A 16,850-nucleotide genomic window follows, 5' to 3' on the forward strand; every position below is an offset into this window, starting at 1 on the left:
TGTTAGCCGGTGAGAAAATAAAATGAAACCAATCTGTGTGGTTATCTGTAATTTTAATAAGCAAAATTATGTGCTCGGGGCGATCGAATCAGTACAAAATACAGCGGGTGAACTGGCGGATATTATTGTTGTAGATAACGCATCAACAGATGACTCTGTAACATTGATCCGTCAATACTATCCTAATATTAGACTTGAAGTATTAAAAGAAAACGTTGGTGGCTCTGGGGGATTTGCTCATGGTATGCGCCAAGCCCAAAAAATGGGGTATCGTTATATTGCGCTACTGGATAATGATGCTGTCGTACTACCAAACACCCTAGTTGGGATGATGGATTTACTGGCTAACCACAACGATATAGGTGTTATCGGACCAGCAATATGTAAAATGGATAATCCGGAGGTGGTACAGGAAGTCGGCTCCAACGTATCTTTAAAGGATGCTACCTTTAGTTTTCACCTTAATTTTGCGGGTGAATCCTATTCCTCGATAGCGATGGAACCGGTGGATTGTGATTATGTGCCCGCTTGTTGTCTGATGACAAAAGCTGAAATCATCGAACGGGTGGGTGTATTTGATGAGGACTTTTTCCTTTATTGGGATGACATTGATTGGTGTGTACGAGTCAAGGATGCTGGTTGGCGTGTAGTCGCACAGCCAAGACTACAGGCTTTGCACAAGGGAGGTGGTGCTAATGCGACTAATACATTACCTCGTTACTACTACTGGCGTAACAAGCTGAGTTTCTTCGCAAAGCATCCTGTTCGCTATCCTCCCCATCAGGTCAAACATTATGTACAGCGCAGCTTGGCACGCAATATCACCTTCCAGCATTTGAATGCTATGGACGAATTGCTTGTTGCCATGCAACGAGGTTTACAAGATGCGGCCACTGGTATCGGTGGGCGTTATCAGGGGGTAGCCTTTCCTGAGCGCGGTAGTGGCAAGCAAAAGTTGCTGCAGGTCATGGTACCACCCGGAGTTTACCTGCTAGATATGAGCGCCGTGGCAAGGTCTGATATGTCCACAGCAAGACAACACAATAGCTTATGTCGTTTTATCGTCAGTTGTGGTCAATTTAATGTAAATAGTCACCGTTTTGTGCTGGCTCCTGCATTGTATGAGACCTTGTCGAAGAGTATCCGGGACTGGCCCGAGTGCGTTAACACTGTGCCTCTGTCTGAGTCGACCACTGCAATTCGTCTGATCGTGGTTCCTCACCTGTTTGATGTTACCTCAACTGAGGTGGCACATGACGAGCTGTTAACCGATCTATTCTGGAATCTGCTACCACAGACTATCGACGGGGTAACGGCATTGCAGATCGCCACTGAATTGGAGTCGGCACGTCAGTCAGTAGATGCATTTTATGCTTCGGAGGCATAATGGCGGGGTATGGATCAATTTTAGCTATCTATAACGTGAATCTTAAAACACGTGGGCACCTGGGCGTTATGCGCAAGGTGCTGGCTCAGGCGCAGGGTTTTAGTCTAAATCACAAACAGGTACATATGATCTGCGGCGATGGCTCGAACATAGTACGCTTGGTGTTCGAGGCGGGGAGCGAAGTCCAGCGTGAAATCATCACGACTGCGGTTGCCCCCGGGGACTTCTTTGTACATGTTGCTGCCTGGGTTGCTGCGCACCAAGCCCAGGCTCGCGCATTCGAGTGGGTATATGTGCGTTACAACCCGATGCATAACGATGAGTTACTGCAATTGGCGCGGCAGTTGCGCGCAGCGGCAGTGCCAATGTTCGTCGAGATGTACACGCTGGAATATCGAAATGAATTGCCGGCACAAGCCGCCAAGGCCGATCTGGGTTATTTCCTGCAGTTGGCGCCCCTGGTGGCCGGATTTTTCACCCCCAGCCAAGTGCTGCCGGGCGAGACGTTGCATGAGCGGCCACTGTACAAGATGGGCAACGGGGCAACCTGGATCGCACCGACTGTGCCGGAGCCGAGGCCTGATATTCACCATGCCTTCCACCTGCTGGGTGTTGGCTATCTGGCGCGTTGGCACGGCTATGATCGACTGTTCCCGGCGATACCCGAATTTGTAAAAGCCTACCCTGAGGTCGATCTGCGGCTGTTTCTGGTCGGCCAGGGGCCCGCTTCGGCACAGTTGGTACAACAGGCCCAGGAATTGGGGGTTGCCGAGTTTGTGACCTTCACTGGTGTGCTGGATCCTGATGCATTGGCAAATCGTTATGCTGGTGTGCATCTTGGTCTTGGGTCATTGGGTTTTCATCGCACCGGCGTCAGCTACGCAGAACCATTAAAGCACCGTGAATTTATGTATTACGGTTTGCCGTTTATCTACAGCCTGGAGGACAGTTTTAGCCACGAGCAATTATCTGGCACATGGCAACTGGCTGCCGATGATCAGCCTGTTGATCTGGTAGCCATCTATGAAAACTATCTCTCACTGCCGATAGCAGAGACCGCCCGCAATCTGCACCATTACGCCGAGTCACATTTCTCGTGGGGTGTGCAAACCGCCAACATCATGCAGATAGCACAAGAACGATTAAAACACATAACATTTTAATAAATTAACCTGCAACGGCGAATCAATATGCCTGGTCTATTTGGTTATATAAAAAAAAACCCGCAACATTCGGATCTGATATCTCAGATCGTTCGTAAGCAAACCGCGCTTTACCCGGTAGCAATCGAACACGAATATCAGGATGACAACGTAGCTGCTGTACGATGCTTTTCATTTTATGAAAAAAAGACACATCAAGATGAATCTAGGTTGCTGCAGATTTGGGTGGAGGGGTGTGCCTATAATTTGCAAGAGATTGCTCAACATTATCAGCAAATATTTCACGATCTGAATAGTGCCATTATTTGGAGCTATCAACAAAATATGTTAGATGATTTGCTGGCCAGGCTGGATGGCGTGTTTTGTGCGGTGCTGTTTGATCGGCAGCGTAAAAAAATCACCCTGGTCTCTGATCGAAATGGTATGCGCGTACTGTTCTATTATCATCGAAACGGCTATTTTGCCTGGGGAAGTGAAATAAAGGCTTTTTTATCGCTGGATTTTTTTGAAAAAAAAATCAGCCAACAGGCACTCTCCTGTTTTATGGACTTGGGATATCTGGTCGGCGATATTACCTATTTCGACGGCGTGACGCTGCTACCGCCAGCCACAGTGCTGAGTTATGACCTGGATAGCGATCGACTACAAAGCCAACATTACTGGTCGTGGGCAAATATCAAACAACAGAACGTGTCGTTCAATGATGCGGTCGATGCGTTGAGCGAAATTGTTATGCACGCCGTTCAGCGGCGGCTTGATATGGCGGAATCGCTGGTATTTCCCATCAGTGGTGGGCTGGATTCACGAATGTTACTGGCCGCCACACACCAGATGCATCCTGGATATAAAGGGGCCTGTTATACCTTTGGTACAGATCAATGTGCCGACATTGTGTTGGCGCAGAAGGTAACCGAAATGGTTGGCTGGCCCCATGTGATTCATGAGCTGACGCCGGATAACTGGTTTGAAAAAAGAATACCGACTATCTGGCTAACAGATGGTTTTCTGGATATGCAGCACATGCATGGCTGTGAGTTTGTTGACCAAATTATCCAGCAAGGGCGATATACCCTCAGTGGTTATTGTGGTGATGCGATTCTGGGGCCGAGTTTTTTGCGCGCGGAAACGGCAAATAAGAGAATTACCCCGGAGATTGCCGAGTTGTATTATGGCCAGCACACCTATCTGGCTAACATCGAATCATCTTTTTATGATACCCCGCATGTTGAGCCAAATCTTTTTATGAACCGGGTTCGCCGCTTTACCAATATGGGAACCCTGGCGTCATCCGCCTGGTTGGAGCATAAAAAACCATTTCTTGATAATGAATTGCTGGAGTTTGTCTTCTCGATTAATGATGAGTATCGACTCGGCAATCGGCTGTATTCTGCCGTGCTGCTGGAGCAGTTTCCTAAATTTTACAAATCAATTCCCTGGCAAAAAACAGGCAAGACAATCGACAATAACCCCGGCATGCCCATGCCTGAATGTAAAACTGATCATTATGCCGATTATCCAAGCTGGATCCGGCAGCCAGACATTGCGGAAAAGCTGAACAAAATATTGAATCCGCTGACCGCACTCTATCGACAGTTTACCGATGAGAATTGGCATGCAATGTACTATGTGCCCCATCTAGAGCAGAACTTAAACCGCAGCAATAAATTGCTAAGAGCCGCAACCATAGAACTGTTTTTGCAGTATTGTTTCGAAAAATCAGACGAGGCATACCATGTCAGTTGAAAGCAAACAATTTATAAGCGCGCGCGTGTATGAAGAGTCGTTATTTTATTTCGGATTACAGAATCCAACCTACTTGGATGATGTGATCGAGGCCTGGTCGGATTTTGACCATGATCTTAATGGCCGCTGGCATGAGCTGGAACATTTTGGCGATGCTGATGGCACTATTCTTGATATGGCTGCAGGTGTTGGCTCTTTTGTTTTTCGCGGATTAAAAAGAGGGCATGATGTTTATGGCGTTGAGCCAGAAGCTTGGAAATTAGAGTACATCAATATGCGTATTGCAGAAGACGAAAAATATGCAACATACGCGGATAGAATACAGTATGGCCTGGGTGAAAAGTTGGATTTTTGTGATGAGAAGTTTGATCTCGTTACCACATATCAGACACTTGAACATGTTCAGGATGTCACTGCCTGTCTTGATGAAATGATTCGGGTCACCAAGACGGGAGGCAAAATAATCATTCAGGCTCCTGACTATTTTGGTTTTTTTGAACCGCACTATATATTGCCGCTGTTACCAAAGCTAAACAATTATTGGGCCAAGAAGCTGCTGAGAGCACTTAATCGACCAACTAGTGGCATCGATACCTTGAATTGGATAACTAGTGACAGAGTAGTTAATTATATTAAAGACACATACCCTCACTTGTCGATTGTTAATGTTGGTGAAAGCCGGAAGGCTAAAAAATTAAAATTGCTATCCGAAAAATATCATCTGCCAATCGGGTTGCTGAGCATCATGTTGCAGTTGCAGAGATGGATAAAATCATTTTATCAATGTGAAAACATGTACATTGTTGTTGGCAAATAGATAGAGGCTCTATGATTCTGCATGTCATGGTCATCGAGAAGTTTATGCCATCGTTCCTTGATTTTATGATGGCGAATTTTGATGTGAGTCAGCATCGCTTTGTTTTTATTACCAGCCCCAAGTATCAGTTTGGTTTGCAACCGCACCATCCTGTGGAGTTTTTATACCGAGATGAAGACTTTGTTACCCTGGCTTCCTATTTCGATGCCGCGGACAAAATAATATTACATGGCCTGTGGCGTGATAAAGTGAATGGTCTGTTAGTGCAAAAGAAAGATTGGCTAGACAAATCTTTTTGGACCATGTGGGGGGGGGATTTTTACTATTATGATCAATATTCATATAATCATAAAAAAGTGATCGCTGCGGTCGCAGGTTTAATTTCTTTTATTCCTGGTGATGTTGAATGGGTCAGGAAGAAGTATGAGGCCAGGGGGCAGTCTTTTTCTTGTTTCTGTTATCCAAGTAATATTTACGGCGGACCGGAGTGTGACCCGCGTGGTGAGCGTGCGGAGAGTCCTCAAACTGTAAATATCTTGCTTGGCCATTCCAGCGCGGTAGAAAATGATCATATTTACTGGATTGAATACTTTTCAAATATTGAAAATGCCGCAATTTTTTCGCCGTTAGCTTACCCTCCCAACCCGGATTATATCAATAAAGTCGTTGCCGTCGGTCATGCTAAATTAAATGAACGCTTTAATCCACTGCTTGAGTTTTCGACACGAGAGCATTACGAGTTATTTTTGAACAATATTGATTTGGCGATTATGCCCTCATGGCGTCAGCATGGAATGGGCAATTTGATTTCGCTATTGGGGCGCGGCATTCCGGTGGCGATGCATTCCGAGACGACATCAAGAAAATTCTTGCAAGAGCTGGGTGTCGAACTTTTTTCAACCGATCAAATAGATGTGGCGCTGGCAAATATAGGCTATAACACGCCGAATGCTAAAATCATTCAACGCTATTTTAGCCATACCCAGCTGATTAATGACTGGCGCACTATTTTTAATCGTTAGTAGAGGTGTCTATGCGCAATGATGATAAATTATCGCTGCAATCACGTGATGGTGAGTTGGTTTATACATCCAATGAAAAATCAAACAACACTCAGCAATTGAAAACCTTGGTCCATGAACTATCCCCATTATTTGGTGAGGCGTGGCATCGCCATAATCTGGTCTCGTTACGGGTCGATTCTGTGGCGCGCGTTCTTTATTATGCCGAGTTGTATAAAAAAATAGTCGATGTTCCAGGCGTTATTTGTGAATTTGGTGTGCACTGGGGCGCCGGCATGTCATTGCTGATTAATATGCGCAGCATCTTTGAGCCGTTTAATCAAAGCCGTGTCATTCATGGGTTCGATACGTTCGAAGGGTTTCCATCGGTAGATGTAAAAGATGGTGCCTATGCGAATGCTGGCGATTATAAATCGACTGATGAATATGAAGATAAACTAGCACAGCTGTTAAAACTGCATGAAAGCTTTGCACCGATGAATGATCTGGTAAAACATCGGCTGATTAAGGGTGATGCCTCGGTGACCATTGATAAATGGTTGGCAGATAACCCGCATGCCATTATTTCCATGGCCATTTTCGATATGGATCTTTATAAGCCGACTAGAGATGTATTGGAAAAAATTATTCCTCGTCTCACACGTGGTTCATTACTGGTCTTTGATGAATTGAATTGCGAGTTTTTCCCTGGCGAAACACGCGCATTGGACGAAGTATTAGGACTCAATAATTTGCGCTTGTATAGAACGCCTCTGCAATCCCATTGTGCTTGGGCCGTCTATGGGGAATAAGTCGCCAGCGATGGGGTCGCAGTGCTTTATTATGCCGGGTCAGCCGTCGCACTTTATTGAAGTGAGACCTACTCCCTGGAATGATGCCGTGTTGGCTAAAAAAACATGTGAAATAGTGGACGGTTGCCCGGACTGTTCTGGCTTTAATGCTTTGCTACCTTCAGCTATCGACTTCATAAAGCAAGCAGGTTTTGAATATGTGCAGGCCAGAGTGGAGCATGTACGAGAAAAGCGCCACCTGCTTGAGCTCGCCGGTTTTTATTATGCAGAGCTAAGCTACGAATTATCTTTTCGTAATCCAAAGCGTCATTTATTTGCACGTGATCTAAGCAGCCGTTTGCTCCTTGTGCCAGTGCAATCACAGCAAGATATTGCACTTATCAAAACCATGGCGCGCGATGATTTCAAACACGGCAGAATGCTTGAAGACTTGCGCGTTGATTATACGGCTGCTCAGCAGCGGACGGCGAACTGGATCGATGCATTAGCCTGCTCGCCATTCGAACTTTTCTTGGCTAAACATGGCGATAAAGCGGTGGGCTTTCATGCTCAGCGGCCATCGCTGAATGGTCATGATCTCGATTGGATATTGACGGGCACCTGTGCAGAATATTCGATGCTATCGGTTCCACTGTGGCAGGCGGCCTTTAAATTGGCCCAGCACAGAGATATCCAGAAAATAACCACCCTGATCTCGGCTGCGAATGTTGGTGTTTTAAATTTATACAACTCATTTCCATTTCATATTGATAGGGCATTGTGCGGTTATCACTTAATGATCACGGATTAGATATTATTATTGATGTCTATCGAGGTTATTTTGGCGTTTGCTTGCTAGGCTTGTGATAGCGGCAGAAATGCATCATCAAAGGCAGGTCACTATGATTCCTTTTAATAAGCCTTATCTACATGGTCGGGAGCTGGTCTATATTGCCGAGTCGGTGGCCAGTGGTAAAATTTCCGGCGATGGTGTGTTTACGCACAAATGTCACCATTATCTGGAGTCACGCTATCACTTTGATAAGGTGTTGCTGACGACATCCTGTACCGATGCCTTGGAAATGGCAGCTATTCTGCTCAACATCCAGCCTGGCGATGAGGTGATAGCGCCCAGCTATACCTTTGTTTCTACTGTGAATGCATTTGTCCTGCGCGGTGCCAATATCGTGTTTGCTGATTCTTATGCCGATCACCCAAATATTGATCCGGCGCAAATTGAAGCCCTTATTACTCCGCGCACACGAGCCATCATAGTCGTGCATTATGCAGGAGTGGCATGTGATATGGATGCCATCATGCAGATCGCCGAAAAATATAATATTCCCGTAGTTGAAGATGCGGCACAAGCCATCAATTCATTTTATAAATCACGGCCATTAGGCAGTGTCGGCTGTTTATCAACATTCTCGTTCCACGAGACCAAGAACATTATTTCCGGCGAAGGTGGCTTGTTGGTTATCAACGATAAACAATATGCACATCGCGCTGAAATAATCCGCGAGAAAGGAACAAACCGCAGTTCATTCTTTCGTGGCGAGGTTGATAAGTACGGCTGGGTTGATATTGGCTCTTCGTTCCTGCCGTCCGATATTATAGCAGCTTACTTGTATGCACAATTAGAGCAGTTGGATGTGATTCAAAAACGCCGCTTGGAAATATGGCAGCGCTATTGGCAGGCGCTGACACCTGTGGTCGCTGCATACGGTATCAGATTGCCATTGATTCCTGCTTATGCCACCAATAATGCCCATATGTTTTATCTGGATTGTGCCAGCCTGCAACAGCGCAGCCAGTTAATTAAATATTTGGACCTCGCGGAAATTAAAGCAGTTTTTCATTATCAATCTTTACACTGCAGTCCCTATTTTCAAGATAAACACGACGGCCGGTCGTTACCGCATGCCGATAACTTCACTGATTCAATTGTGCGACTACCCATGTATTTTGACTTATCGAATGATGAGGTTGATTTCATCTGCGAACGCATTGTGAATTTCCTGTCGAGCCATGGCTAGCATGTTAATACACTCAGGCTGGTTATCACGGCTAAACACAATCAGTTAAACCGTGATAACTACGTCATATGTCTACTCTATATGGATATTGCGATAATCTTCATGCCGAATAAAGATCCGCCCATAGACCTCAAGAGCCAGCATTCTGAATTTCAAATAGGGATTGGCGCTATAGAACTCTTTGAGCATGCGCAGTGACATGCCGGTGAACTCCATGACATAGCCATTTTCAAAAATTCGTTCGATGGGCTGCACATATTCTTGCATCGGTACCGGGAAGCCGGCCTTAGGTCGGTAAATTACCTTCTCTGGCAGATAGCGCTCAGCCAGTTTCTTTAACAGGTATTTGCCGTCCTTGCGGATACGTCGATTTATTTTCAGGTTGAGTGGTAAATTCATTGAAAAATCGATGATCTCTTTCGTTAAAAACGGCACGCGCCCTTCAATCGAGTTAGCCATCAATATTCTATCTGTGCGGTGTAATATACTGCCGAGATGGCCATAAAAATTAAAATGGATCGCACTCAACATATGCTTTTCGAACGCAGTGGTTGCCAATGTGTCGAACTGTTCCTGTATTGCTGATAGCCGCTTCCAATTAGCAAAGTCCTGGCTCTCGAATAAGAATGATCGCATCATCAGATCATTCGACATATCAAAATATCCCAAGCCAAGCGGCATGTAATTAGCTATGTCCTCTACCGTGAACTGTTCGAAACCATTGCGCAATGTTTTCGCGTAATCACCTGAAAGCCGCGTTAGCAGCGGTTTTTTGCTAGCAAATATTCTGGCCAGTCGATATTGCTTCATCTGGCGTTGATGCCACGAATAACCGCCAAATAATTCATCTGCGCCTTCACCCGATAACATGACCTTTATGCCATTGCAGTGAGCTTTGCTGGCTATGCAGTGCAGGCTGACATCGTTGGGATGATAAATGGGTAAATCAGAAATATAGGTTAGGTATGGAAAAGCAGACCAATATTTTTCGGCCGTCATTTTTTCGTAAATAATATTCTTGCCCAGATGTTTGGATACCATCTCGGCATATTCTTCTTCCCCGCCGCCGCCATCCACGCCGGCATGATAGAGGTCGAGTGGCACCGCTTTGGATGCAATGGCGGAGATCAGGCTAGAGTCCACTCCGCCGCTACAGAGGGTAGCCAGCGGCGCATCGCTGACCAGATGGGACTTCACATTGTTGACCACCAGCATTTCCAGCTCATCCACAAGGCTGGAAAGGGATTGCGTTTTGCACCGTTGAAAGACACTGTTATCGATAAAAAATAATGGATTGGCAAAGGTACTTAATTGAGACTTGGCTTGGTGGCGCGAATAAGTGAGCTGGGTACCGCCCTCGAGGATCGTGACATTCTGATACGGCAGGTTGCTATCTTGAAACGCTCCTACCCGGATTTGATCCTTTAATTTTTCCCGCGAGATTACATAATCAAGGCTTTTGATTTCGGAAGCAATTTCGATGGCATCGTCGGTTTCGATATAATACAGCGGTTTAATTCCACTGATATCGCGAGCGACAATCAGTTCTTGCGTTACAAAATTCATATATGCAAACGCAAACATACCATCCAGTTTGGCAATCGCGCTGGTTCCCATTCTATTTAGCAGCTCAAACAACACCTCGGTATCAGAGGTGGTTTGCAATTCGATATCTGTAAGATATTGTGTGGCTAATTCCCTGTAATTATAAATTTCGCCATTAAAAACCAGCATGGCGCGGTCATTTTTATAGGGTTGTGCCGCGGCGTTACGTGTATCGAGGATGGCGAGTCTGGTGTGTCCCATTACGACATTTTTTCGATAGACGACTTGCTGGCAATCCGGGCCTCGGTGCTTTAATAACGTCGTTTTATCTTCATAACGCGTATTTGGCTGAACATCTTCTGATTTATAGAGTTTGCAGTAAATTCCACACATATGATTTCCGCCTGATTCCGTTACGTCTGCTTTTTAAAAAGCATCCCTGAAATACCCTTGGCTGTGGTTCGTAGGCTCGCACGATCCTGTGAGGTTATCGAGCCTGATGCGTTCAACAATCACTAAACGACACGTCAGGCAGAATACGACTGCCCGGACAGGTATTATTGTGCTAATCCGTCATCGTTATTCTTAATCAATGCAAAACTCAGGCACTCAGCGATATCCATCGTCAAATAAAGCACTCGGTAGTTATATTCCACGCAAAACTCATGCACCGCTTCGATGACGCCATAGCGATATTGAGTGCGCCAATTGCCCTGCATATAGTCATGTCCGGCAATAATGCCGGTTGATTTTACTTTTCTGGCACAGGCTCGGAGCTCATCTCGGGTTAATTCATAACTGTGGGTGGTATCGATATATACCCAATCGAAGGTCTGATCCGGGAAACTCTCCAGTGCCTCCAGCGAAGGTTTGCGGTGAATGGTCACCTCTCCGCGCTGTCGTTGCTGCTGAAAATGGTTGTTCACACTCAGGTACAACTCTTCGCCGTAGCGATCCGAACCCCATATGTCCACCAGATGTAGCTGCGCCGGAGCACAGATATCCATGATCTGGCGACTAAAATCACCCGCCGCCACGCCCAGTTCGGCTACGACGCCCTGGGTGGGTAACTTCTCGAGCAGAGCCAATCGATTGGTCAACAAGGTTGTGCCCTCGATATGCTGCTGCAGCAGGGGGATCTTCGGCAGCATATCCTCGCGTTTGGAACGCTCTGCTTGCAGGGCATTCTCATATTCGCGACTGGTCTGCAGTATCTCGTCACACTCTACGACGGGGGTGCCCGGCTCGATTCCATAACTTACCAGCGTCTGGTTGATCTCGCTGACAAAAGAGCTGGCGATCAAGATTTTGTCGAATTGGACGCCTGAAAGCTGACTGGGGTGATATACCGGCTTGTTCATCCAGTGCGAGCCCTGTTTGGCCGGATCACTGTCAACAAAGCCCTGCAGCGTATGGTTCAATGCCAATGCCGGTAAGAAATGAAGTGCTTGGGTCGAAGTCCCGTAGATCAGAATTTGCATAAGGCGCTCCGCGGATCGAGATCAGATCATTGACAACAAATGGGCGTGAATGAGGTCTTGCTGGGCAGAGCTCAAGCTTGGAAAAAGCGGCAAGGTGATGGCACTGGCATAGAACTGTTCAGCCTGCGGCAATGATGTTTGCTGTTTGTGCTGATACCAAGACTGCTTGTAGATTGGCATATAGTGCACGTTGGCCCCAATCCCATGATCGCGTAGTAGCTGGAATAGGTTAAAGCGTTGTTCGGGTGCCACATGATGTACATACAGGTGAAATGCGCTGCGTCGTTCTTCGCCGAAGTAACGGCGCAGACGCTCAGGAGACAAAGTTTCAAAGTAACGACGGGCAATCTCGCCTCGCTTGGCGATCCAGCTTTCCAGATTCTGCATTTGGCTCAATCCCAGTGCTGCCTGAATATCCGTCATGCGGTAGTTGAAGCCCAGCATCTGCTGCTCGTAGTACCAGGGGCCGTCCGGTTCATTGATGAAGTCTTCCGGTTCGCGGGTGATGCCGTGGCTGCGTAGCATGCGCATGGTTTTGGCGAGCGCAGGGTCGTTGGTCATCGCCATGCCACCCTCGCCGGTGGTGATGATCTTCACCGGGTGGAAGCTGAAGATGGTGATGTCGCTATAGCGGCCATTGCCGGTAGACTCACCATGATAACGGGCACCGAGGGCGTGGCAGGCATCCTCGATGATCCGGAAACCGTACTCTTGCCCCAGGCGGTGGATCTCCTGCATGTCGCAGGGGAGGCCGGCGAAGTGTACCGGTATTACTACTTTGGGTAGTTTTCCTTCCGCCTGGGCGGCAATCAGTTTCCTCTCCAGCTCCACTGCGCACATGTTCCCTGTATCGGGCTCAATGTCGACGAAGTCGACTTGTGCACCGCAATAGAGAGCACAGTTGGCGGATGCAACGAAGCTGATGGGCGATGTCCAGACCCAATCCCCGTGGCCGACGCCCAGCGCCATACAGGCGATATGGAGTGCAGCAGTACCTGAATTGACCGCCACCCCGAATTTAGCTCCACAGTAGTCGGCAACCGCTTGCTCGAAGCGTGGAACGACCGGCCCTTGGGTCAGGAAGTCGGACTTGAGAACTTCCACGACAGCATCGATATCTGCCTGGCTGATAGATTGACGGCCGTAGGGGATCATTCTGCTATCTTGCTCTGGTTCATCTTCTGCAGCTGTTCAATGGAGAAAAAGTCAGGGTTGCTTCGAGAGTTGTATTCAAATCCCTGCTCGACCATCTTTCCTTTTTCGCCCGCAGCTGTCTTGGAGAAGTCGTTGTTGCGATTATTGAAGTTGATTGTTGGGCCGATCACGAAGAAGTCATCAAATTCAAAGGTGTGGTAAGAGTCATCGGCAGGACACATCACTTCGTGAAGCTTTTCTCCAGGGCGGATACCGATGATCTTGTGTGGCAGGCTTGGAGCCATGGCACTTGCCAAATCGGTGATGCGAACAGATGGCAATTTGGGAACGAATATCTCCCCCCCTTTCATGCGGCCAAAATTGTCCAGCACGAAATCCACCCCTTGCTGTAAGGTGATCCAGAATCTCGTCATCTCCTCATGGGTAATGGGCAAGGCATCAATACCCTGATCAATCAGCTTTTGGAAGAAGGGGACGACAGAGCCGCGAGAACCGACCACGTTGCCGTAGCGGACTACGGCAAAACGGGTGGGATCTTGCCCCGCGATGTTGTTTGCTGCCACGAAGAGCTTGTCTGATGCCAGTTTGGTGGCACCGTAGAGATTGATTGGATTGGCGGCTTTGTCAGTGGAGAGGGCAATAACTTTTTTGACTTGATTGAGCAAAGCGGCCTGGATGACGTTCTCTGCACCATGGATATTGGTTTTAATACACTCCATGGGGTTGTATTCAGCGGCGGGCACTTGCTTGAGTGCGGCAGCATGAACCACGTAATCCACTCCACGCATTGCCATGGTGAGGCGGTTGGCGTCTCTGATATCCCCAATGAAATAACGCATGCAGGGGTCGTTGAACTCTTGCTGCATCTCGAACTGCTTTAGCTCGTCGCGAGAATAGATGATAAGGCGTTTGGGTTTATAACGTTCCAGTACTGTCTTGACCAATCGCTGGCCAAACGAGCCAGTGCCACCTGTGATCAGTAGCGTTTTATCGTTGAACATTGTGGGCATCTCGTCTCAAAAACAGTAGATGAATCATATGCTAGCAAATAAAGTACCAGCTTTTTCTGTAAAGAGTGTGATCAATTCATAAAAACGGTTTTAAAGCCAAGGGCATCACTCAGGTCTTGATCTCTTTGGCTTTTGTTACTTTCTGATTGCTCTGCATATATCCGCCACCGCATTGAGGGCTCTCGGAGTGAAACGGTGCAGCTCATCCGAGTTGATTAAATCGAGTCGCTGATGCTGTACAGCGTCGAGATTAGGCCACTTCTGCCAGTGACGCAGAGCGTCAGGATCTTGACTCCCCGCCAGGATCAGCGATGGGTTGGCCCTGATCACCTGTTCCATGTCCACTTGAGGGTAAGGGGTCTTGGCATTCGCCATGATGTTGATCCCGCCGCAGAGCTCGATGGCTTGGGCGGGCCAGGCGTTGCCGCTCACGCTGGTGAGCGGCGGATACCAGAGCTGGTAGAACACCTTGACGCCGGTTGGCCTGCCATAGCGCTGTTGCAGGGAATGCAGACGTGCCAGATAGCGATCGGCAGCTTCGTTGGCACTTTTTTCCACCCCCAGCAATTTGCCCAGCGCCCGCATCTCGGTCGCCAGCGAGGCAAAATCGGTAGGCTCAGAGTAGAACATCGGGACACCCAGCTGCTCCAGTGGGGCCAGCATCCGTGACTGAGCCGAGCGCCAGCCGAGAATGAGGTCCGGCTTTTGCGCCAGTACTGCCTCGACGTTGATGCTGCGATAATTCGCCACCTTTGGCTTGGTTTTGACCTCGGGGGGATAGTCTGAGGCATCGTCGATGGCCACCAGCTTGTCACCGGCGCCGATGTCATAAAGCAGCTCGGTAAGATGGGGCACCACGCTCACCACCCGGTTCGGGGTCGCGGCCTGCAGGACACCGGGCAACCAGGCAAGCAGCACGCAGGGCAGCCAGATAGGCAATCGCAACCATCTAACCATGAAATAACCCCGCCACAGTGACAAGCAGCGCCAGCATCAACCAGCCCCAGCCAATTCCTTGCAGAATATTGAGCACCTTGCGCGGTGACTCACCATCGGGGTCATCACCTCTACCAAGTATCGGCCAGCGTTGCAAGGTTCCCTGATAGTAGCGAGGGCCGCCAAGGCGGGTCCGGCACTTATCTACTAGCAGAGTGAGCAGCATCCCCATGGCGGGATAGGGCCAGAGCGCCCCACTTCGCAGCAGCTGTGCTGCCTGTTTGATACGGCTTGCCAGCAGTGGCAGCCCAAGCAGCAAAATGACGGAGACATTGAGCCCCTGATAGAGGGCGCTGGCGGCGCGACCAAAGTGGTCGAAGGCGGGATCTTTGCGGCTCCAACTCTGATTCATCAGCTGCACCAGTCGCCAGAGCAGGGCGCCCTGTACGCCAGCCAGGGCAAATCCCAGCAGCGGGCCAGCCCATTGGCCGATCAGACGCAGGGCGCAGCTCTCCGTCACCGCTTTGGCGAGCCCCATGGCCGAGAGTTTGCCGGTTTCCCGTTTGAGCCAGGGGGCGTACTGCAATCTCGCCAGCGGCAGCGTCTCCTGCGTAGCGAGCGAGCGGGTGGCATGGGCGAGTTCCCGTAGTGGACGAGATTCGATCATCAACAGCAGAAACAGCAGGTCAAACAGCGGCTCGCTCAGGGCCAGATTGCGCAGCGACCAGAGCCCGGCAGCGCAGGGGAGCCAGACTACCAGCATTGCCAGCAGGCCTGCCTGCATTTGCTGGCCGGGTGAACCATCGGGTCTGTGCACCTTGTGCCCCAGCCGGGTCAGCAAGGGCGTGACGGCCGAAAGACGCAGATGGGATGGCCACGGGATCACCGCCTCCAGCAGGGCTGCCCCCACCAGAATGGCCGCCATCGTAGAAAGGAGGGCGTCGGCCATCAAATCAAGCGAGCCGGTCTCGATCACAGCTTGCCGAGCATCTTGATGATCACTTCGGCGGAGTGCTTGCCGGCCACTTCGATGAAGGCATCGAAGGATTCAACCTGTTCCTTGCCAGCGATATCGGACATGGCGCGTACCACCAGATAGGGCACCTTGAACATGTGGCACACCTGACCGATCGCTGCACCTTCCATCTCGACCGCCAGCATCTGCGGGAAGTCGGCGCGAGCCTTGGCGATGGCGTCCGGTTTGCACATGAACTGATCGCCGGTGCAGATAAGGCCGACCTTGGTCTGGTGCTTGCCCTGCTCGGCGATGCAATCCTGAGCGACCGCGATGAGTTTCTCGTCGCAGGGGAAGGCGGCGGGTTGCTGCGCCATCTGGCCCATCTCGTAACCAAAGGCGGTCACGTCCACATCGTGGAAACGCATCTCGCTGGCGATCACCACATCACCGATATGCAGGTCTTGGGCAAAGCCGCCCGCAGAGCCGGTATTGATGACGCAGTCGGGGGCAAATTTTTCCAGCAGCAGGCTGGTGGCCACGCTGGCGGCGACCTTACCGATACCGGAGCGGGTCAGGATCACCTCTTTGCCTGCCAGCTCCCCTTGATAGAACTCGCAGCCGCCCAGTTGCAGGGTGGTGGGGTTGCTCATCTGGCTGCGCAGCAGGGCCACTTCTTGCTCCATGGCGCCGATAATACCTACTTTCATTACTGACCTCGTCTTGATAGCCGTGTGGCTGAATTTAAGTTGCTGTAGATCATAACAAAAGATGGCGTCGGCGCCGAGAGGCGCAAGCGAAAGGAGAGATGAAACGCGGCGCTCCATATG

15 protein-coding genes are annotated in these 16,850 nt (G+C 49.1%); 8 read left to right on the plus strand and 7 right to left on the minus strand.

The features are described 5' to 3' along the window. The first annotated feature begins 22 nt into the window (after positions 1-22). The 8 genes from WBR25_RS07400 to rffA all read left to right on the plus strand — a co-directional run bounded on the left by WBR25_RS07400 (position 23) and on the right by rffA (position 8,938). Positions 23-1,387, plus strand: a complete 1,365-nt coding sequence (locus WBR25_RS07400) for a glycosyltransferase family 2 protein (protein WP_120413989.1) — start codon at positions 23-25, stop codon at positions 1,385-1,387. After that, a complete protein-coding gene (locus tag WBR25_RS07405; RefSeq protein ID WP_429207611.1) occupies positions 1,387-2,550 on the plus strand; it encodes a glycosyltransferase in 1,164 nt (387 codons plus the stop codon). The genes WBR25_RS07400 and WBR25_RS07405 overlap by 1 nt, the downstream gene beginning before the upstream one ends. Positions 2,551-2,577: 27 nt before the next feature. Next, on the plus strand, positions 2,578-4,293 hold the full coding sequence (locus WBR25_RS07410; protein ID WP_323891259.1) for an asparagine synthase-related protein: 1,716 nt from the start codon (positions 2,578-2,580) through the stop codon (positions 4,291-4,293). Continuing rightward, positions 4,283-5,110 carry a class I SAM-dependent methyltransferase gene (locus tag WBR25_RS07415; protein WP_120413992.1) on the plus strand — a complete coding sequence of 276 codons (828 nt, stop codon included), beginning with the start codon at positions 4,283-4,285 and terminating at the stop codon, positions 5,108-5,110. Before WBR25_RS07410 ends, WBR25_RS07415 begins: the two co-directional genes overlap by 11 nt. Before the next feature lie 11 nt (positions 5,111-5,121). Continuing rightward, positions 5,122-6,132, plus strand: a complete 1,011-nt coding sequence (locus tag WBR25_RS07420; RefSeq protein WP_120413993.1) for a TDP-N-acetylfucosamine:lipid II N-acetylfucosaminyltransferase family protein — start codon at positions 5,122-5,124, stop codon at positions 6,130-6,132. 11 nt (positions 6,133-6,143) lie between these two features. After that, complete coding sequence (locus WBR25_RS07425) at positions 6,144-6,923, plus strand: TylF/MycF/NovP-related O-methyltransferase (protein WP_080630533.1); 780 nt, start codon at positions 6,144-6,146, stop codon at positions 6,921-6,923. 88 nt (positions 6,924-7,011) lie between these two features. Further along, positions 7,012-7,713: a hypothetical protein gene (locus WBR25_RS07430; protein ID WP_147402449.1), complete on the plus strand. Its 702-nt coding sequence runs from the start codon at positions 7,012-7,014 to the stop codon at positions 7,711-7,713. Positions 7,714-7,804: 91 nt separating this feature from the next. Beyond that, positions 7,805-8,938, plus strand: coding sequence for a dTDP-4-amino-4,6-dideoxygalactose transaminase (gene rffA, locus WBR25_RS07435; protein WP_279486897.1), 1,134 nt, complete (start codon positions 7,805-7,807; stop codon positions 8,936-8,938). Between the two features lie 72 nt (positions 8,939-9,010). Here the strand turns inward: rffA and asnB are convergent, their stop codons facing one another. The 7 genes from asnB to mtnN form a co-directional block, all read right to left on the minus strand. Further along, positions 9,011-10,876 carry an asparagine synthase (glutamine-hydrolyzing) gene (asnB, locus tag WBR25_RS07440; RefSeq protein WP_479749644.1) on the minus strand — a complete coding sequence of 622 codons (1,866 nt, stop codon included), beginning with the start codon at positions 10,874-10,876 and terminating at the stop codon, positions 9,011-9,013. A gap of 164 nt (positions 10,877-11,040) precedes the next feature. After that, entirely contained in the window at positions 11,041-11,964 is a 924-nt protein-coding gene (locus WBR25_RS07445) for a class I SAM-dependent methyltransferase (RefSeq protein WP_216950540.1), read from the minus strand. A 21-nt stretch (positions 11,965-11,985) separates the two neighbouring features. Beyond that, the gene (pseC, locus tag WBR25_RS07450; RefSeq protein WP_120413997.1) at positions 11,986-13,119 is read right to left on the minus strand and encodes a UDP-4-amino-4,6-dideoxy-N-acetyl-beta-L-altrosamine transaminase; all 1,134 of its coding nucleotides are present in this window, start codon (positions 13,117-13,119) and stop codon (positions 11,986-11,988) included. Then, complete coding sequence (gene pseB, locus WBR25_RS07455) at positions 13,116-14,120, minus strand: UDP-N-acetylglucosamine 4,6-dehydratase (inverting) (protein WP_120413998.1); 1,005 nt, start codon at positions 14,118-14,120, stop codon at positions 13,116-13,118. The genes pseC and pseB overlap by 4 nt, the downstream gene beginning before the upstream one ends. A 144-nt stretch (positions 14,121-14,264) precedes the next feature. Then, entirely contained in the window at positions 14,265-15,086 is an 822-nt protein-coding gene (locus WBR25_RS07460) for a cobalamin-binding protein (protein WP_479749645.1), read from the minus strand. Then, positions 15,079-16,041 (minus strand): cobalamin biosynthesis protein CobD/CbiB, encoded by a 963-nt coding sequence (locus WBR25_RS07465; RefSeq protein WP_120414000.1) that lies wholly within the window; start codon positions 16,039-16,041, stop codon positions 15,079-15,081. The genes WBR25_RS07460 and WBR25_RS07465 overlap by 8 nt, the downstream gene beginning before the upstream one ends. Beyond that, positions 16,038-16,730, minus strand: a complete 693-nt coding sequence (gene mtnN / locus WBR25_RS07470; RefSeq protein WP_021230869.1) for a 5'-methylthioadenosine/S-adenosylhomocysteine nucleosidase — start codon at positions 16,728-16,730, stop codon at positions 16,038-16,040. Before mtnN ends, WBR25_RS07465 begins: the two co-directional genes overlap by 4 nt. Between the last annotated feature and the right edge of the window lie 120 nt (positions 16,731-16,850).

This window comes from Aeromonas sp. MTB (assembly GCF_056632455.1).